The sequence below is a fragment of the Streptomyces sp. NPDC086549 genome (genome assembly GCF_044746205.1).
Lineage (GTDB): Bacteria > Actinomycetota > Actinomycetes > Streptomycetales > Streptomycetaceae > Streptomyces.
In genome coordinates, this window is sequence record NZ_JBIVBS010000006.1 from 1 (window position 1) to 18,127 (window position 18,127).

13 protein-coding genes and 1 rRNA gene are annotated in these 18,127 nt (G+C 70.8%); 9 read left to right on the forward strand and 5 right to left on the reverse strand.

Annotated elements, in window-relative coordinates; genetic code table 11:
- Nucleotides 1-287, reverse strand: a 16S ribosomal RNA gene (locus tag ACIPSA_RS20265); the annotation flags it as partial.
- A gap of 577 nt (nt 288-864) precedes the next feature.
- Between ACIPSA_RS20265 and ACIPSA_RS20270 the strand changes: the two genes are divergently transcribed.
- Nucleotides 865-1,314, forward strand: coding sequence for a PTS glucose transporter subunit IIA (locus ACIPSA_RS20270; RefSeq protein ID WP_402636734.1), 450 nt, complete (start codon nt 865-867; stop codon nt 1,312-1,314).
- A 78-nt stretch (nt 1,315-1,392) separates the two neighbouring features.
- Nucleotides 1,393-3,063 carry a phosphoenolpyruvate--protein phosphotransferase gene (gene ptsP, locus ACIPSA_RS20275; protein ID WP_402636737.1) on the forward strand — a complete coding sequence of 557 codons (1,671 nt, stop codon included), beginning with the start codon at nt 1,393-1,395 and terminating at the stop codon, nt 3,061-3,063.
- A gap of 69 nt (nt 3,064-3,132) precedes the next feature.
- On the opposite strand, the gene ACIPSA_RS20280 is transcribed toward ptsP, so the two are convergent.
- Together ACIPSA_RS20280 and ACIPSA_RS20285 are read right to left on the reverse strand one after the other, a co-directional pair.
- Complete coding sequence (locus ACIPSA_RS20280) at nt 3,133-4,023, reverse strand: hypothetical protein (RefSeq protein ID WP_402636740.1); 891 nt, start codon at nt 4,021-4,023, stop codon at nt 3,133-3,135.
- A gap of 22 nt (nt 4,024-4,045) precedes the next feature.
- A complete protein-coding gene (locus ACIPSA_RS20285; protein ID WP_402636743.1) occupies nt 4,046-5,254 on the reverse strand; it encodes an MFS transporter in 1,209 nt (402 codons plus the stop codon).
- A 111-nt stretch (nt 5,255-5,365) separates the two neighbouring features.
- Here ACIPSA_RS20285 and ACIPSA_RS20290 point away from each other — a divergent pair, with 111 nt between their 5' ends.
- Nucleotides 5,366-6,685 (forward strand): aminotransferase class I/II-fold pyridoxal phosphate-dependent enzyme, encoded by a 1,320-nt coding sequence (locus ACIPSA_RS20290; protein ID WP_402636746.1) that lies wholly within the window; start codon nt 5,366-5,368, stop codon nt 6,683-6,685.
- A gap of 18 nt (nt 6,686-6,703) precedes the next feature.
- Here the strand turns inward: ACIPSA_RS20290 and ACIPSA_RS20295 are convergent, their stop codons facing one another.
- Complete coding sequence (locus tag ACIPSA_RS20295) at nt 6,704-8,671, reverse strand: acetoacetate--CoA ligase (RefSeq protein WP_402636749.1); 1,968 nt, start codon at nt 8,669-8,671, stop codon at nt 6,704-6,706.
- A gap of 214 nt (nt 8,672-8,885) precedes the next feature.
- Between ACIPSA_RS20295 and ACIPSA_RS20300 the strand changes: the two genes are divergently transcribed.
- On the forward strand, nt 8,886-11,246 hold the full coding sequence (locus ACIPSA_RS20300) for a glycoside hydrolase family 31 protein (protein WP_402636751.1): 2,361 nt from the start codon (nt 8,886-8,888) through the stop codon (nt 11,244-11,246).
- A 9-nt stretch (nt 11,247-11,255) separates the two neighbouring features.
- Here the strand turns inward: ACIPSA_RS20300 and ACIPSA_RS20305 are convergent, their stop codons facing one another.
- Nucleotides 11,256-11,789, reverse strand: a complete 534-nt coding sequence (locus ACIPSA_RS20305) for an NUDIX domain-containing protein (RefSeq protein ID WP_402636753.1) — start codon at nt 11,787-11,789, stop codon at nt 11,256-11,258.
- A gap of 226 nt (nt 11,790-12,015) precedes the next feature.
- On the opposite strand from ACIPSA_RS20305, the gene ACIPSA_RS20310 reads away from it, so the two are divergent.
- The 5 genes from ACIPSA_RS20310 to glpK all read left to right on the forward strand — a co-directional run bounded on the left by ACIPSA_RS20310 (nt 12,016) and on the right by glpK (nt 18,093).
- On the forward strand, nt 12,016-12,462 hold the full coding sequence (locus ACIPSA_RS20310) for a Zn-ribbon domain-containing OB-fold protein (RefSeq protein WP_402636755.1): 447 nt from the start codon (nt 12,016-12,018) through the stop codon (nt 12,460-12,462).
- On the forward strand, nt 12,459-13,649 hold the full coding sequence (locus tag ACIPSA_RS20315) for a lipid-transfer protein (RefSeq protein WP_402636757.1): 1,191 nt from the start codon (nt 12,459-12,461) through the stop codon (nt 13,647-13,649). The genes ACIPSA_RS20310 and ACIPSA_RS20315 overlap by 4 nt, the downstream gene beginning before the upstream one ends.
- 133 nt (nt 13,650-13,782) lie before the next feature.
- Entirely contained in the window at nt 13,783-15,432 is a 1,650-nt protein-coding gene (locus ACIPSA_RS20320) for an EAL domain-containing protein (protein ID WP_402636760.1), read from the forward strand.
- A 381-nt stretch (nt 15,433-15,813) separates the two neighbouring features.
- Nucleotides 15,814-16,551 (forward strand): MIP/aquaporin family protein, encoded by a 738-nt coding sequence (locus ACIPSA_RS20325; protein WP_402636762.1) that lies wholly within the window; start codon nt 15,814-15,816, stop codon nt 16,549-16,551.
- Nucleotides 16,552-16,572: 21 nt separating this feature from the next.
- Nucleotides 16,573-18,093 (forward strand): glycerol kinase GlpK, encoded by a 1,521-nt coding sequence (gene glpK / locus ACIPSA_RS20330; protein WP_402636765.1) that lies wholly within the window; start codon nt 16,573-16,575, stop codon nt 18,091-18,093.
- Nucleotides 18,094-18,127: the final 34 nt, after the last annotated feature.

Genomic DNA, 18,127 nt, shown 5'->3' on the forward strand with positions numbered 1-18,127 from the left:
GGCCGGCTACCCGTCGTCGCCTTGGTGAGCCATTACCTCACCAACAAGCTGATAGGCCGCGGGCTCATCCTGCACCGCCGGAGCTTTTAACCCTCGCAGATGCCTGCGAGGGTGTTATCCGGTATTAGACCCCGTTTCCAGGGCTTGTCCCAGAGTGCAGGGCAGATTGCCCACGTGTTACTCACCCGTTCGCCACTAATCCACCCCGAAGGGCTTCATCGTTCGACTTGCATGTGTTAAGCACGCCGCCAGCGTTCGTCCTGAGCCAGGATCAAACTCTCCGTGAATGTTTTCCCGGCTGCGTTTAATTAAAAACTGCGGGATGAACACCACGAGAGCGGTGCGAGAGGAGGAATAGTCCCCTCGCACACAGCGTCCTCGCTGTGTTATTTCAAAGGAACCTCGTCCCAGTCATGATGACCGGAGACGGGGTATCAACATATCTGGCGTTGATTTTTGGCACGCTGTTGAGTTCTCAAGGAACGGACGCTTCCTTTGTACTCACCCTCTCGGGCTTTCCTCCGGGCGCTTCCCTTCGGTCTTGCGTTTCCGACTCTATCAGTGTTTTTCCGTCTCTCTGACCACCCCTCCGCAGACATGCAGAAGGAGACCCCGAGATAGGATCTGACAAGTTGGTTGCTGCTCAGCAAGGGCGCTTAGTCGCGCCACTCGACCCCAAGCAGGAGTACGACTGTACACGGGGCCTGGAAGAGGGTGCAAATCCATTGGGCTGGTGGTCTAGACCACTAGCTGGTAGCTTCGTGCGGAACCCGTAGTTCATCTGGCATACCCTGCTGCTCAGCGTGCTGTCCGGGACAACCGGCGACGGCCCTTTTATGCAGCTCCACCCCTGGGAGGCTTCCCATGACCACCGTGACGTCCCCTCTTGCAGGACGCGCCATCGGACTGGCATCCGTGCCGGATCCGGTCTTCTCCGGGGCCATGGTCGGCCCGGGCACCGCGATCGACCCCGTGCGTGAGCCTTCCGAGGCGGTCGCGCCCGTGGACGGCGTCATCGTCTCCCTGCACCCGCACGCCTTCGTCGTCGTCGACGAGCGGGGACACGGAGTGCTCACCCACCTCGGCATCGACACCGTGCAGCTCAACGGCGAGGGCTTCGAACTGCTCGTCAACAAGGGCGACACCGTGACGCGGGGGCAGGGCATCGTGCGCTGGGACCCGGCCGCCGTGGAGGCCGCCGGGAAGTCTCCGGTGTGCCCGGTCGTTGCGCTGGAGGCCACGGCCGAGTCCCTCGCCGATCTCCGTGACGACGGCGATGTGAAGGCCGGCGACAGTCTCTTCGTCTGGAAGTGACGTCAGTGCCGTCATGCGACGGCAAGTAGGACAACCACCGCGGCGGCGGGACCCGCCGCACTATCGGAGACGGGTGAGATGGAGACAACGCTGCGAGGCGTCGGCGTGAGCCACGGTGTGGCGATCGGCGAGGTTCGGCACATGGGAACGGCGGTGCTGGAACCGCCTGCCAAGCAGATCCCGGCGGAGGAGGCGGAGCGCGAACAGGGGCGCGCCCGCCAGGCCGTCGAAGCCGTGGCGGCCGACCTGATCGCGCGCGGCAACCTGGCGGGCGGCGAAGCCCAGGCGGTGCTCGAGGCGCAGGCCATGATGGCTCAGGACCCCGAGCTGATCGCGGACGTGGATCGGCGTATCGCTGTCGGCAGCACGGCGGAGCGCGCCGTGTACGACGCGTTCGCCGCATACCGGGAACTGCTGGCGGGGGCCGGTGAGTATCTCGCCGGTCGCGTGGCCGACCTCGACGATGTGCGGAATCGTATTGTCGCCCGGCTGCTCGGGGTGCCCATGCCGGGTGTCCCGGACAGTGACGAGCCTTATGTGCTCGTGGCCCGTGATCTCGCTCCTGCCGACACGGCTCTGCTGGACCCGACCCTGGTGCTCGGTTTCGTCACCGAGGAGGGCGGGCCGACCAGCCACAGCGCGATCCTGGCGCGGGCGCTGGGTGTTCCGGCTGTGGTCGCGCTGCCGGGTGCCGGTGAGCTCGCCGAAGGCACGGTGATCGCCGTCGACGGCAGCACCGGCGACATCTTCGTGAACCCGAGCGAGGAGAAGAAGGCGCAGCTCGAGGCCGCGGCGGCCGAGCGCAAGGCCGCTCTGGCGGCTTCGACCGGGCCTGGTGCCACCGCCGACGGGCACAAGGTGCCGCTGCTGGCCAACGTCGGTGGTCCGGCGGATGTGCCGGCCGCCGTAGAAGCCGGAGCCGAGGGCGTCGGTCTCTTCCGTACGGAGTTCCTCTTCCTGGACGACAGCAAGAACGCGCCGTCCGAGGAGAAGCAGGTCGACTCCTACCGGAAGGTTCTCGAGGCGTTCCCCGAGGGCCGTGTCGTCGTGCGTGTCCTGGATGCTGGTGCGGACAAGCCGCTGGACTTCCTGACCCCCGCGGACGAGCCTAACCCGGCGCTCGGCGTGCGGGGTCTGCGGACGCTGCTCGACCACCCCGAGATCCTGCGCACGCAGCTGACTGCGCTCGCGAAGGCCGCGGATGGTCTGCCGGTCTACCTCGAGGTGATGGCCCCGATGGTGGCCGACCGGGCCGACGCCAAGGCGTTCGCCGACGCCTGCCGCGAGGCGGGGCTGCGGGCGAAGTTCGGCGCGATGGTGGAGATTCCGTCGGCCGCTCTGCGGGCGCGCTCGATTCTGCAGGAGGTCGAGTTCCTGTCACTGGGGACCAATGACCTCGCGCAGTACACGTTCGCCGCGGACCGTCAGGTGGGTGCGGTGTCGCGTCTGCAGGATCCGTGGCAGCCGGCGCTGCTCGACCTGGTCGCGCTGTCCGCGGAGGCGGCGAAGGCCGAGGGCAAGAGCTGTGGTGTGTGCGGTGAGGCCGCGTCCGACCCGCTGCTCGCCTGTGTGCTGACGGGTCTGGGTGTCACCTCTCTTTCCATGGGTGCGGCGTCCATTCCTTATGTCCGGGCGACGCTGGCCAAGCACACGCTGGCCCAGTGCGAGCGGGCTGCGGCGGCGGCGCGGGCCGCGGACAGCGCCGAGGAGGCGCGCGACGCGGCCCGGGCGGTGCTGTCCGGCGAGTAGGCACGTCTGACCGCCGACAGCGGTTCCTTCAGGGGCGCTCCGCCTTACGGTGGGGCGCCCCTGGTGTGTTCAGTGACGGTGTCGCGGTGTCTCCCCCTGCCCGAGATCGGGCGGTACGCAGTAGTCGACGTTGGATTCGGGGGAGATGAGGTCGCCGGACTCGACGTCGGTGCAGTAGGCGTCGAAGACTTCGCCCGCGGTGAGGGGTTCCAGGCCGTTTCCTCGCAGGCGCCAGCCGTAGACGCGGTCGGCGGTGTTCGGGGCACTGGTGCGCATGACGAGTCCGCCGGGGCTGCGGGTGGCGAGGCCCAGGGCGAGGACGGTGGTGAATTCGAGGGCTTCCGCCTCGTCCAGGTGTGTGGCGCCGTCGGTGTCCTTGTCTGCGTGGAGGACGGCGACGAGGGTTTCCGGGGTGCCCGAGACACTGCAGACCAGGTGTCGGTCGCCGGGCGAGGCTGTTTCGAGGATGCGGGCGAGGAGGTCGGTTGCGTGGGTGAAGGCGGCGCGGCCGATGTCCTCGCCGCAGGTGGCGCAGGGGCCGACGCGTGCCAGCAGGGTGCTCGCGTACTCCCATGTGGCCTGTCGGACGGCCTCGTCGACGAGGGCGGGCACCAGGTCGGTGAGGGCCTGTCCCTCGTACGGCACGGTAGCGCCCGTGGCCGCGAGTTCCGCCGTGAAGCGTGTGCGGCTGGCGGGGATGTCCGGGTCGAGGCCGGTCTCCGCGCAGAACGCGGCGTATTCCTCCGGGTCGAACAGGGCGAGTGTGGTGTGAGTGCCCTGTGCGGCGCGGGTCCTGAGGAGTGCCTCCATCTGTTCGAGGTAAGTCGTGTGGTCGTCGAAGGTGAAGCTGCGGTAGCGCCGCATGGCGCGGAAGTCGTGCTCGTCGGTCAGCAGGCCGATGGTGCCCGCGATTTCGCGGCGCAGGACGCGTCGCATGGTCTGGTGGGCGGTGTGCGCCATGTTTCCCCCTGTGCACAGTCGATCAATACTCACTCACAGTAACCGGCAGCACTGACAACGGGGGTCGCTGGAGGCGCTCGCGGACCAGGCGGTGCTGAATGACGCAGGTCGCGGCGATGGTCGCGCCGAACGCGGTCCAGCCGATGGGACCGGTGGCGATGGCCGCGGTGACGGCGAGTGGCCCGAGGCTGCGCTGCACGGACTGGGCGAGTCCGTGCACACCGAGGTAGGCGCCCTGGGAGGTGCCGGGGGCCAGCGCCACGGAGAGTTCCCAGGAGACGGTGGCGCGCAGCATCTCGGCCAGGGTGAAGGCGATGGCCGATGCGGTGAGGAAGAGCGTGGTGGTGAAGGCACCCCCGCCGGCCGAGAGCGCCATCGTGATGCCGCCGAGGGCGAATGCGCCCGCGAGCGGGATCAGGAGGGTGCGGGCGGCAGCAGTGGTGGCGCCGAAGCGGGCCAAGGGGACCTGGAAAGCCACGACCATCACGCTGTTGAGCACCAGCAGCAGGGCCACGAGCCCGTGTGGCGCGTGGTTGGTGTGGGCGATCCACAGAGACAGACCGATCTTGAAGACGGCGTCGTCGAGGCTGAGCACCGTCTCGGTCGCGACGTAGGCGAGATAGGTGCGGTCGCGCCAGGGGTTGGCCGGCCTCGTCGTCGGGGCGGCGTCCTTCGAGGTCGCGGCGATACGGGAGGGCGACGGAGGTTCGCCGCAGCGCAGGGTGAGGAGCGCGGCGGCACCGAAGGACAGGGCGTCACCGGCGAGGAGCCAGCGGTATGCCGTGGTGGTGCCGAGGGCGAGGGCGGCCGCGGCGGCGAGGCCGCCCAGGGCCCAGCCGGCGTTGGCGACGGTGCGGTTGACGGCTTGGTAGCGGACTCGGTCCGGTCCGGCGACGCGGGTGGCATAGAGCTTGGTCAGGACGTTCGCGGCCCGGTCCCCGAGGCTGCCGACGGCCGAGTAGGCAAGGAGCAGGGCGTAGTCGTGGGTGGTGAGCAGGGCGAAGGAGGCGAGGGCGCGCACGAGTTGGAGTGCGATCAGGACGCGGGTGATCGGTAACCGGTCTGCGATGCGGCCGCCCAGGGGTGCTCCGGCGATGCCGATGGCGCCGGAGACGGCCGCAAGGGTGCCGACTTCGGCTACGGAGAGGCCTGAGACGTAGGTGAAGTACAGGACGGAGACGGACGCCCACAGGCCGCTGCCCGTGCGGTCGACGAGGGCGATGGCGAGCATTCTGCGCCCGTCGCGGCCTCCGGGTAGACGTTTCGACCGTGCGGCGGCGCGGGGCCTCGCGTTCACTGCTCCCCCTTGTTCGAGATTATGTATTGATACATACTCACTAACGTGGTAACACAATATGTGATCAGCGGTACGACCGCCAAGGGAATTGCCGCGTCCGTCGAACGGGGCGTGGCCGAGGGTGCGTTGGCTCCGGGCGACGCCCTCCCGCCCGTACGTCGGCTCGCGGACGAGCTCGGGGTGAGTCCGGGCACGGTCGCCACGGCGTACAAGGACCTGCGGCAGCGGGGCATCGTGGCGACGCACGGCCGTGGCGGAACCGTGGTGGCACCGGCCCCGGCCGTTGCCTCGCGGCGGCCGCCGAGGGTCCCGGAGGGGCTGCGGGACCTGGCCGGCGGTCATCCTGACCCGGAGCTGCTCCCCGGTCTCGTACCGCCTTCCCGGCTGTCCCCCGGTGCCCGTTCCCATCGCTCCACCCCGCGCCTGGCACGGCTGGAGGAGGCCGTGCGGGACTGGCTCCGGCCGGATGGCGTACCCGTCGAGCACGTGACCTTCGCGCACGGGGCGCTCGATCTGATCGGCCGGTTGCTGTCGGTGGAGTTGCGGCCCGGGGACGCCGTGGCCATGGAGGATCCCGGGTACCACCATCTGCTGGACCTCGTCACGGCGTTGGGGCTGCGGAGCGTCCCGGTGGCCGTGGACGACGAGGGTGTACGTCCCGACGCCCTGCGTGCGGCGCTGCGGTCGGGGGTGCGTGCCGTGGTGTGCAGTCCCCGGGCGCAGAATCCGTACGGCGGATGCTTCTCCGTGGCGCGCAGGGACGCGCTCGTCGCCGTGCTGCGGGGCGAGCCCGACGTGCTGGTCGTGGAGAACGACCACGCGTCCGCGGTCGGCGATGCTCCCCTGCACTCGCTGACCGGCGCGGGGCTGCCGCGCTGGGTGCACGTGCGGACGGTGAGCAAGTTCCTGGGGACGGACCTGCGGTGGGCCGCGGCGGCCTGTGACGGCGTCACGCTCGCCCGGCACGACGGGCGGCTGCTGCTGACGTCCGGCTGGGTCAGCCATCTGCTCCAGGAAACCGTCCTCGGCCTGATGACGGACGACGGCACGCGCGCGTTGGTGGCACGCGCGCAGGAGACGTACGCGCTGCGCCGCAGGGCCCTCGGGCGGGAGCTGACAGAGCGGGGCATCGCCTGGCACGGGGCGAGCGGCTTGAACCTGTGGGTACCCGTGCGGGACGAGTCCGCCGTGGTGAACGGGCTGCGGTCGTACGGCTGGTGGGTGGCCGCGGGGGCGCGGTTCCGGCTGTCGTCGGAGCCGGGGGTCCGGATCTCCGCGGCCGGCCTGGAGCCGGCCGACGCGGTGCGGCTGGCCTCGGACTTCGCCGCCGTGCTCGGCGAGTCCGAGGCCACCTATGGAGGCTGACCGGATGGTCCGGGGAGGTCAGGCGCGCTTGCGGGCCAGGTCCTCGTAGAAGCCCAGCAGGGCCAGGTTGTCGATGGAGCCGGGGTTGACGGCCTTCTCCAGGGGAGTGCCCTGGAGGAGGCGCTTGACCGGGACCTCGATGCGCTTTCCGGTCAGGGTGTGCGGCACGCCGGGCACCTCGATGATCTCATCGGGGACGTGGCGCGGAGAGAGCTGTTCACGGATGGCCAGCTTGATGCGGTTCAGGAGGGCCTCGTCGAGGACGGCTCCCGGGACCAGGTGCACGAAGAGCGGCATCCAGTAGCCCCCGTCGGGCTGTTCGATGCCGATGACCAGCGATTCCTTGATCTCGGGGAGGCGCTCGACGACCTCGTAGATGTCGGCCGACCCCATGCGCACGCCTTGGCGGTTGAGCGTGGAGTCGGAGCGGCCGTGGATGACGACGGAGCCCCGTGAGGTGACGGTGATCCAGTCGCCGTGGCGCCAGACGCCGGGGTAGGTGTCGAAGTAGCTGTCGTGGTAGCGGCTGCCGTCGGGGTCGTTCCAGAAGCGGATCGGCATCGAGGGCATGGGGTTGGTGACCACCAGCTCGCCCACCTCGTCGACGAGGTGTTCACCACTCGGGTCCCAGGACTGCAGGTCGGTGCCCAGGCCGGGCGCCTGGAGCTCGCCGGTGTACACCGGGAGCGTCGGCACTGCTCCCGCGAAGCAGGAGCACACGTCCGTGCCGCCGCTCACGGAGGCGATCCACAGGTCGTCGCGGACCTCGTCGTGCAGCCAGCGGAACCCGTCGGGCGGCAGCGGCGAGCCGGTGGTCGCGACGCACTGCACCTTGGAGAGGTCGAAATCGCGGGACGGGTGCACGCCCGCCTTGCGGCAGGCCATGACGTACGCCGCCGATGTGCCGTACAGGGTGGTTCCGGTGCGTTCGGCGACCCGCCACTGGGCGCTCGTGTCCGGGTAGCCGGGGCTGCCGTCGTACAGGACGATCGTCGTGCCCGTGAGCAGGCCGGAGACGAGGAAGTTCCACATCATCCAGCCGGTCGAGGTGTACCAGAAGAAACGATCCTCGGGGCCCAGGTCGCAGTGCAGGCCGAGCTGCTTGAGGTGCTCGACCAGGATGCCGCCCTGCGACTGGACGATGGCCTTGGGCAGGCCGGTCGTGCCGGAGGAGTAGAGCACCCACAGAGGGTGATCGAACGGGACCTGTTCGAAGACGGGCTCCGTGTCGGCGGACGTCAGGGCCGACCACTCCAGGGCGCCGTCGGGCGCCTCGGTGCCGAAGAGGGGGATGTGGACGACGGCGCGCAGGGTGGGCAGCTCGCGGCGCAGTTCCGCGACGATCTCGCGGCGGTCGTGCTCCTTGCCGCCGTAGCGGTAGCCGTCGACGGTGAACAGGACGACGGGTTCGACCTGCTGGAAGCGGTCGAGGACGCTGCGGGCTCCGAAGTCGGGCGCGCAGGAGGTCCAGACGCCGCCCACGGCCGCCGTGGCGAGGAGGGCTACGACGGCCTGGGGGATGTTGGGGAGGTAGCCGCTGACGCGGTCGCCGGGACGTACTCCGAGGGCGCGCAGTTCGGCGGCCAGGGAGCCCACCTGGCGGCGCAGCTCGGACCAGGTCACCGGGCGCGGCTCGTGGGTCTCGTCGACATACAGGAGGGCGGGTTCGTCCGCGCGGGTGGCCACGGCGCGCAGGGCGTGCTCGGCGTAGTTCAGGGTCGCCCCGGGGAACCATTCCGCTCCGGGCATCGTGCGGTCGCCCAGCACGCGCGCGTAGGGCGTCGAGAACCGTACGTCGAACCATTCCGTGACGGCTTTCCAGAACGTTTCCAGCTGGTCGACGGACCAGCGGTGCAGTGCCGGGTAGCCGCCCTCGGACGGGGCTCCGTGGTGTTGTGCCGCCCAGGCCTGGAACCTGGTGATGCGTGCCTGGGCGATGCGTGCCGGATCTGGCTGCCAGAGCGGCAGGGGGTTCTCGGTCGACATGGGGGCGGCTCCCGGACTGTGCGCGTCGTGTGCGTCGCTCGCGCACGGGCTGGGTTGTGCGCGTGACGCGGCTGACAGGGACGATGCCATGTGATCGACTTCCACACCAGGGTGCCCCCCACATAGTCCGTGTCGTGAAGATGTGCTCCCGGCACAGGTGAACGGCAGTTGAACGACACGCGTGTGTGGGGCGGTCAGTGGCAGGGTGAGCAGCATGGACGGTCGTGACCTGGTGCGTTCGGTGAAGGTGGTCGGTTCGACGAGGGCGGCTCGGGGGTTGCGTACCGTACTGGCCGCGTGGCGGAGGAGGCGTGCCGACGCCGTCGGGCTGCCGCCGCGAGGTGTCGAGCGTGCGCGGGTGCCCGGGTCGGTGCAGGGCGCGGAGCCTGGGCCCGGGGGCGGTGTCATCCGCTTCAGCCGGTCCGAGCTGAGGATCGTGGTCGCCGTGAACGGGGCCGTCTTCTGGGGCTGGGACGGGGCCGGTCCCGAGCCGTCGTACGCGCTGGCGGGGCGGTGCCCCGAGCCGGATCCACGGGCGGTCCTGGAGCCGGACAAGGACGGCGGCTGGCGGGTCGTGGCGGAGCGGGCGACGGTCGTCGTCTCGCGGCACGGCGCGGTCGAGGTGTGCACGCCGGGCGGTGTGACGCTGCGGCGGGACCTGCCGCCGCGGTGGTGGGAGCCCGTCGGGGGTGGCACGGCGCGCTGGATGCAGCGGTCGGAGGTCGCCGCCGACGCGCGCTACTTCGGGCTGGGGGGCCGTGCGGCGGGGCTCCGGCTGCGCGACGGGACGTACCGGTTGTGGAACACCGACCCCGGGCACGCCTTCGGCCCCGGTGACGATCCGCTGTACATCACGATGCCCGTGCAGCTGGTGGTGGCCGACGCGGCCACGCACCTGGTGTTCCACGACTCCTCGTGGGACGGGACGGTGACGCTGCGGGAGGGCGAGGAGGGCGCCGGGTCCGGGCACGACCGGGCCGGACGGTGCGAGCTGCGGATGGAGGGCGGCCCCCTGCGCTGCTGGGTGATCGTGGGTACCCCCGCGCGCGTGCTGCACGCCTGGGCCTCGCTGACCGGGGCGCCCGCGCTGCCGCCGGTGTGGGCGCTCGGTCACCACCACGCGCGCTGGGGCTTCGGCAGCGAGCAGGAGGTGCGGCGGATCGTCGCGGGCTACCGGGAGCGCGGCCTGCCGTTGGACGCCGTCCATCTGGACATCGACCATCACGACGCGCACCAGGTGTTCACCGTCGACCACGAGCACTTCCCGAAGCTGCCTGGGCTCGCGGAGGAGCTGCGGCGGGACGGGATCCGGCTGGTGTCGATCGTCGATCCCGCCGTGAAGGCCGCGCCGGGCAACGCCGTGTACGACAGCGGGACGGCCGTGGACGCCTTCGTGAAGGACGCCTCGGGGCGGACGGTGCAGGGGGTGGTGTGGCCCGGAGAGTCGGTCTATCCGGACTTCACTCACACGCGCGTGCGGAAGTGGTGGGGCGGGCTCTACGAGGAGCGGCTCGCGCAGGGTTTCGCCGGGTTCTGGCACGACATGAACGAGCCCACGTCCTTCAACGCCTTCGGCGAGTCGACGTTGCCGCGCTCGGCGCGGCACTCCCTGGAGGGCCGCGGCGGCGACCACAGGGAGGCGCACAACGTGTACGCGCTGTGCATGGCCAAGGCGGCCTACGAAGGGCTGCGTGAACTGTCCCCCCGGGAGCGGCCGTTCCTGTTCTCGCGCTCCGGCTGGGCCGGAATGCAGCGCTACGGGGGCACATGGTCCGGGGACGTGGCCACCGGTTGGCCGGGGCTGCGGGCGTCCCTGTCGCTCGTCATGGGCCTCGGGCTGTGCGGGGTGCCGTACGCGGGGCCGGACGTGGGCGGGTTCGACGGAAGCCCTTCGCCGGAGCTGTATCTGCGGTGGTTCCAGCTCGGCGCGTACCTGCCGCTGTTCCGGACGCACGCGAGTGCGCGGGCGGGGCGCAGGGAGCCCTGGGAGTTCGGCGCCGAGGTGCTGGACCACGCGCGCGTGGCGCTGGTCGAGCGCCGGCGTCTGCTGCCGTACTTCGTGACGCTGGCGCATGTGGCCCGGCGTACCGGCGCACCGTATGTGCGGCCGCTGTGGTGGGGGACGCCGGAGGACCGGGCGCTGCGTGACTGCGAGGACGCGTTCCTGCTGGGCGACTCCCTCCTGGTCGCGCCGGTGCTCGACCCGGGCGCGGACCGGCGTGCGGTGCAACTGCCCCGGGGGCGCTGGTACGACACGGTGACGGAGCGGGTCCACGAGGGCCCGGGGCAGGTTCTGATCGACGCTCCGCTGTCGCGGATTCCGGTGCTCGCGCGCGCGGGGGCCGTCGTGCCCGTGCGGGGCGACGACGGCGGGCTGGAGCTGGAGGTGTGGGCACCTGTCCGGGGGCGGACCGGTGGCGGGCTGGTCGTGCCGGATGCGGGCGACGGGTGGGACGAGCCGGAGATCGAGCGCTACGTCGCCCGCTGGGAAGGCCGGCGGGTGGTGGTCACGCGGGAAGGTGAGGACGGCGCGAGCGAGCCGCCCCACTCGGTGCGCATACGCGGGCTGGGGTGAGCGCCGGGCTCAGTACCGGCCCTCGAACCATGCCCGCACGGCGAGCGTGTGCAGCGGGAAGGCGAGTTCCTCCGGCCTGCGCAGCAGGTGCCAGCCCTCCGTCTCGTCCGTCGCGTCGGACGGCGGGAGCAGGTCGGCCGGGCGTTCCGGGAGGAGCCCGAAGAGCAGCAGGTGCCCGTCGGGCGAGCTCATGGCGTCGACGAGCCGTACGTCGCGGCTCGCCGCGTCGATGCCCGTCTCCTCCCTGAGTTCGCGGACGACGGCCTGTCGCCAGTCCTCACGGTCGTCGATGTAACCGCCGGGCAGCGCGATGCCCCCGCGCGCGGGGGCGACGGTGCGGGTGATGACGACCAGGGCGGTGCCCTTCGTGTCGTACACGGGCTGGAGGGCGATCGCGACGGGCAGCGGGTTGCGGTAGGCGATGGCCCCGCAGGCCGGGCAGGTGCGGGGCCAGCCGGAGACTCCCTCCCCGTATGGCGCTCCGCAGCTCGAACAGTGCGAGTCCTGAGCAGAGTTGGTAGTTGAGTGTTGGTTTTCGGACACGCGCGGACTGTATCCGATCACAGGAACGACGTCTTCCGGAAGCTGCCCGGGGCTTGGCGGCGCAGAGCGGGAGGGGCGGCCGGAGCCACCCCCGTCGGCCCCGGCCGCCCCTCCCGATACCACGACGCCGGAAGGGGCCGTCCGGTTCTCCCTCGCGGCCTGACGATTCACGGTTGCCCGTGGCACACTTCTGACGTTCCGTCAGATCAAGTGTTCTGGAGGGGCTGTGACGCGCACACGCACACCTGCGGTCTCCGGCTGGTTCACCGGTGAGGGGGAGGCGTTCCGGCTCCTCGGCACCCGGTGTTCGGCCTGCACCTCGGTCTTCTTCCCGCGCGAGGACACGCACTGCCGCAACCCGGGGTGCCCTGGCGGCGACCTGGAAGAGGTCCTTCTTTCGCGACGCGGGCGGATCTGGTCGTACACGGACAGCAGATACCGGCCTCCGTCACCCTATGTGAGCGATCCGGAACTGCCGTGGGAGCCGTACGCGTTGATCGCTGTGGAGCTGGAGTCCGAGCGGATCGTGGTGCTGGGACAGGCGGTTCCGGGCGTCACCGTCGCCGATCTGACGGTGGGCATGGAGGTGGAGGTCGCCCCTGGAGTGCTTCACGAGGACGCGGAGACGACCTGGACGACCTGGAATTGGCGGCCGACGGGGGTGACGGCATGACGGTGGACGTGGCGGTGCTCGGCGTGGGCATGCACCCCTGGGGGAAGAGGGGGCGCGGCTTCGTCGAGTACGGGGCGGCGGCGGCACGCGCGGCGTTGGCGGACGCGGGCCTTCGGTGGCAGGACATCGGCTCGATCGTCGGCGCGGACACGGTGCGTGGCGGATATCCGGGGTATGTCGCGGGCGCGACGTTCGCGAAGGCCTTGGGCTGGCAGGGAGCCCGGGTGACCAGCGTGTACGCCGCGTGCGCGTCCGGTGCGCAGGCGGTCGCCGCGGCCCGGGCGCAGATCCTCGCCGGACTCGCGGACACCGTCCTCGTGGTGGGTGCGGACGCGGTGCCCAAGGGGTTCTTCCGGCCGGCCGGCGGCGACCGGCCCGACGATCCGGACTGGCTGCGCTTCCGGCTGCTGGGGGCGACGAATCCGGCGTACTTCGGGCTGTACGCGCGGCGGCGGATGGCGGTGCACGGCGACACCCCGGAGGACTTCGCCCTGGTCAAGGTGAAGAACGCCGCCCTGGGGGCGCTGAATCCGTATGCGCGCTACCGCAAGCGGGTCACGGCCGAGGAGGTCGCCGCCTCCGCCGTGGTGGCCGATCCGCTGCGGCTGCTCGACATCTGCGCGACGTCCGACGGCGGTGCCGCACTGGTGCTGTCCAGCCTGGACTTCGCCCGTCGACACGGCGTGCCGCGACCGGTGCGGATCCGGGCGGTGTCCACGGTCACGCCCCGCTATCCCAGTACGGTCCTGGACCTGCCGGACATCGCCACGGACTCGGCACTGGCGGTGGAGCCGCCGGGCGAGACGTTCCGGGCGTCCATCGCCAGGGCCGCCTACGAGGAGGCGGGCATCGGCCCCGCCGACCTCTCCCTGGCCGAGGTGTACGACCTGTCCACCGCCTTGGAGTTGCAGTGGTACGAGGATCTCGGGCTGTGCGGCGAAGGCGAGGCCGCGAAGCTCCTGCGGGAGGGCGCGACGGCCCCGGGCGGGCGCATACCCGTGAACGCCAGCGGCGGGCTCGCCTCCTTCGGAGAGGCGGTGCCTGCCCAGGCGCTCGCCCAGGTCTGCGAGCTGACCTGGCAGTTGAGGGCGGCCGCGGGTGACCGGCAGGTCGACGGCGCGCGCGTGGGCATCACGGCCAACCAGGGGCTGTTCGGGCACGGCTCGTCGGTGGTCGTGGTGCGGTGACGAGGGGCCGGCGGGAGCCGTGTGACAGGAGGGCCGGAGGAGGGTTCCATACGCTGTGTGATCGGCCCGGAATCGTGCGTGAACGTCTTATGAACTGCCACTGGGCGTACGCCGACAGCGCCATCATGCTCCCGTGCACTCCTGGACGGACACTCTCCGATTCGCCTTCCAGCCAGTGGTCAATCTGCCGACCGGCGGGGTCGCAGCACTGGAGATACTGGCCCGCCCGGAGACCGGCGACATCCTGGCCGAGGCCCGCCGGGACCCCGAACTCGACGGCAGACTGGCCGTGCTGGCCTTCCGAACGGCGGCACGCAAGGAGACGCTGCTGCCGTTGCACGTCAACGTGTTCGCGGCCACCCTCGCCGACCTCGGCGGCCTCGCCCCGCTGCACGACGCCGTGCGCGCGGCCGGCCGCATGCCCTGGGAGGTGACGCTCGACATCGTCCCGCCGTACACGCACGTGCCGCAGCGGGCCTTGCTGGAGGCGGTCGGCGCGCTCCGCGACCTGGGCTTCCGGATCAGCGCGGACGGCATCGGGGAAGGGGACGTACCCCTGCGGCTGCTCACCGACATGGCCCCGGACCTGGTCAAACTGGACGCCTGCCTGCTGACGCGGCCGGCCGCCGTACGGGCGATGCGGACCCTGTGCGAGCACCTCGGCGCCCTCGTCGCGGTCGAGGGCGTGGAGACCGAACTGCAGTGCGCGGCCGCGCTGTCGGCCGGTGCGCAGCTGGCACAGGGCGAGCTGTTCGCACCGCCGGCCCGGATCCCCGCCGCTGACGTATACATTCCGCCCCGCGTCCCCGGTGCCGTGTCGGTTCCGCGACAGGGGCCGTCGGTGCGGGAGTTCGTGCGGCCCGCCGCACTCCTGCCCGTCACCGCGTCGGCAAGCCAGGTGCGGTCACTGCTGACCGGCTCACCTGATGTGTCAGGGGTGCTGCTCGTGGACCCGGCCGGGGTCCCGGTCCGGTCGGTGCACCGCTCCCGCTTCCTGCTGTCGATGTCGAGCCGCTACGGGCATGCCCTGTACGCCGACCGGCCCGCGTCGAAACTGGGGGACGCGCCGCGTACGGTCGGTGTCGACGCCACCGCCTGGGAGGTCCTGGACGTGGTGGCGGTCGGCGGGCGGGACCGCACCTCGGACGACGTGGCGGTCGTCGACCACCACGGGCGGTGCGTGGGGGTCGTGCGGCTCGCGGATCTCGTACGGGCGCTGGCCGAGAACCGGGTCGAGGAGGCGGCCGGGCTCAACCCGCTTACGCGGCTGCCCGGTTCAGACACGATCACCGGTGAGGTGGACCGGTGGATCGCGGGCGGGCGGACGTGCGCGTTGAGCTGGCTGGACATCGACCACTTCAAGCAGGTCAACGACGGTGCCGGGTTCGCGGCGGGCGACGAGCTGATCCGCTCGGTGGGACGGGCGCTGCAGCACGCGGCTTCCGGGAACACACGCGTGGGACACATCGGTGGTGACGACTTCCTGGTGCTCGCGGACGAGGACGGGCTCGATCCGCTGGTCGCCGCGGTACTGGACGCGCCCTGGTCGGCGGGCGGCCGTCCCGTGACACTGTCCCTGGCCACCGTCGTGTGCCTGCCGGGCAGTGTGAGCGACCACCGGCAGGCCGCCGCGTGTCTGGCACCGTTGAAGAAGGCCGCGAAGTCGCTGCGCGGGGCGAGTTGGGTCCTCGGGCGGGCGGGGCTGCCCGGGCACGAGATCCGGCGTGGCACTGGGGCGACTCCCGCCCAGGTGGGATACGCGGCCGTGGAACCCCTCGGCTGACCGGTCGCCGGGAGCGCGCTCCCGGCGAGCGAGCCGCTCGGGGCCACTCGGTTACCCCGGCAATTCGCGCGGGATTCACGGGACTCGGGCGAACGGCTGTCACCGTTGCCGTCCACGACCTTGACGCTCCCAGGGTGCCGGTGAACACTTCCCGGTGTCGGTCGACATCGCCGTACATTCTCGGCGTAATTCAGGCCCGCGCGGCGGGCCTCTCCTGAGCCATGGCCCGTTCACCCATGGGCGATGCGGCCGCGACGGCACGCTCGTCACGGCCGCCGGGCGGGGCGCGGGACCTCTCTGCCTTCGGCTGAAGTCGCCAAGGGAACCGTTCCTGCTCGGACAACCGGGGCCGATCCCCCGGGCCAGCGTCTAGGAGCCGCCATGAGCAACGGAGACATATTCGTCGGCGAGACCATCGGCACCGCCATCCTGATCCTCTTCGGTGCCGGGGTCTGCGCCGCCGTCACCCTCAGATACTCCAAGGCACGCGCCTCGGGGTGGGTCGTGATCGCCTTCGGCTGGGGATTCGGCGTGCTGGCGGGCGCGTACACCGCCGCGCCCCTCTCCGGCGGGCACCTCAACCCCGCCGTCACCATCGGTATCGCCGTGGACACCGGCAAGTGGGGCAAGGTCTGGGTGTACCTGTTGGGCCAGATCGTCGGCGCGATGCTCGGCGCCGTACTGGCGTACCTGGTCTACCTCGCCCAGTTCCAGGCGAACGTCAACAAGGAGGGCTCACCGGAGGAACCGACTCCGACCCTCGGCATCTTCTCCACCATCCCGGAGATCCGGAACCCGATAGCCAACCTCATCACGGAGATCATCGCGACGATCGCGCTCGTCCTGCCCGTCCTCGCCTTCGGGCTGACCAAGGGACTCGGCGAGTCCGGCACCACCGTGCTCATCGTCTCGTTGCTCGTCGTCGGCATCGGACTCTCCCTCGGCGGGCCCACCGGCTATGCCATCAACCCGGCACGCGACCTCGGCCCGCGCATCGTGCACACCTTCCTGCCGATCCCCAACAAGGGGACGTCCGACTGGGGTTACTCCTGGATCCCGGTCGTCGGCCCACTGATCGGCGGAGCGCTCGCGGGCCTCATCTACAACGCAGCCTTCTGACCCAGCGACCAAGGGGTAGCCATGACGGACACCGTCGAGAAGTACGTTGCCGCAATCGACCAGGGCACCACCTCGAGCCGCTGCATCATCTTCGACCACGGCGGCGCGATCGTCGCCGTCGACCAGCGCGAGCACCGCCAGATCTTCCCCAAGCCGGGCTGGGTGGAGCACGACGCCACCGAGATCTGGTCCAAGGTGCAGGCCGTGGTCGCCGGTGCGCTCGCCAAGGCCGGGCTGCGGGCCGACCAGCTCAGCGCGCTCGGCATCACCAACCAGCGGGAGACGACGGTCCTGTGGGACCGCGCCACGGGCAAGCCCGTGCACAACGCGATCGTCTGGCAGGACACCCGCACCGCGGCACTGTGCAACCAACTCGGTGGCGCCGACGGGCAGGACCGGTTCCGTGAACAGACCGGGCTGCCGCTGGCCAGCTACTTCTCCGGCCCCAAGGCCGCCTGGCTGCTGGACAACGTGCCGGGGCTCAGGGACCGCGCCGAGCGCGGCGAGATCGCCTTCGGGACCATCGACTCCTGGCTGATCTGGAACCTCACCGGAGGCACCGACGGCGGGCGGCACGTCACCGACGTGACGAACGCCGGCCGCACCATGCTGATGAACCTGGAGACCCTCCAGTGGGACGCGTCCATCCTCGCCGCGATGAACGTGCCCGAGGCCGTCCTCCCCGAGATCAGGTCCTCGGCGGAGGTGTACGGCACCGCCGTCGGCCAACTCGCCGGTGTTCCCGTCGCGTCGGCGCTGGGCGACCAGCAGGCGGCCGTGTTCGGGCAGGCCTGCTACGACGTCGGGACGGCCAAGAACACCTACGGCACCGGAAGCTTCCTGCTGCTCAACACCGGCAACCGGCCGGTGCCCTCCAAGAGCGGACTGCTGACGACCATGGGCTACAAGATCGGCAGCGAGGCGCCGGTCTACTGCCTGGAGGGCTCCATCGCGATAACGGGCGCGCTGGTCCAGTGGTTCCGCGATCAGCTCGGCATCATCCGCACCGCCGACGAGATCGAGTCGCTGGCGGCGAGCGTCGAGGACAACGGCGGCGCCTACATCGTGCCCGCCTTCTCGGGCCTGTTCGCACCCTACTGGCGCTCCGACGCACGCGGGGTCGTCACCGGTCTGACCCGCTACGTGACCAAGGCCCACCTCGCACGCGCGGTGCTGGAGGCCACGAGCTGGCAGACGCGTGAGGTCGTGGACGCCATGTTCCAGGACTCCGGAGTACACATCACGACCCTGAAGGTCGACGGCGGCATGACGAAGAACAACCTGCTCATGCAGCACCAGGCCGATGTGCTCGGCGTACCGGTGATCCGGCCCAGGGTGTCCGAGACGACCTGCCTGGGCGCCGCCTACGCGGCCGGTCTCGCGACGGGTGTGTGGAACGACCTCGGCGAGCTGAAGTCGCACTGGCGCAAGGACGCGGAGTGGACGCCCGCCATGGAGGCGTCGGTGCGCGACCGCGAGTACCGGAACTGGCGCAAGGCCGTGGAGAAGAGCTTCGGCTGGCTGGAGGACGGCGACAGCTAGCGAAGCCGCCGGGCGCGCCCACAGGAGCGCGGCC

What these genes read in the sequence shown, in the direction of transcription:
- ACIPSA_RS20270 (WP_402636734.1), top strand. Translation starts at nt 865, where the DNA reads ATGACCACCGTGACGTCCCCTCTTGCAGGACGCGCCATCGGACTGGCA.
- ptsP (WP_402636737.1), top strand. Translation starts at nt 1,393, where the DNA reads ATGGAGACAACGCTGCGAGGCGTCGGCGTGAGCCACGGTGTGGCGATC.
- ACIPSA_RS20280 (WP_402636740.1), bottom strand. Translation starts at nt 4,023, where the DNA reads ATGGCGCACACCGCCCACCAGACCATGCGACGCGTCCTGCGCCGCGAA.
- ACIPSA_RS20285 (WP_402636743.1), bottom strand. Translation starts at nt 5,254, where the DNA reads ATGCTCGCCATCGCCCTCGTCGACCGCACGGGCAGCGGCCTGTGGGCG.
- ACIPSA_RS20295 (WP_402636749.1), bottom strand. Translation starts at nt 8,671, where the DNA reads ATGTCGACCGAGAACCCCCTGCCGCTCTGGCAGCCAGATCCGGCACGC.
- ACIPSA_RS20300 (WP_402636751.1), top strand. Translation starts at nt 8,886, where the DNA reads ATGGACGGTCGTGACCTGGTGCGTTCGGTGAAGGTGGTCGGTTCGACG.
- ACIPSA_RS20315 (WP_402636757.1), top strand. Translation starts at nt 12,459, where the DNA reads ATGACGGTGGACGTGGCGGTGCTCGGCGTGGGCATGCACCCCTGGGGG.
- ACIPSA_RS20325 (WP_402636762.1), top strand. Translation starts at nt 15,814, where the DNA reads ATGAGCAACGGAGACATATTCGTCGGCGAGACCATCGGCACCGCCATC.
- glpK (WP_402636765.1), top strand. Translation starts at nt 16,573, where the DNA reads ATGACGGACACCGTCGAGAAGTACGTTGCCGCAATCGACCAGGGCACC.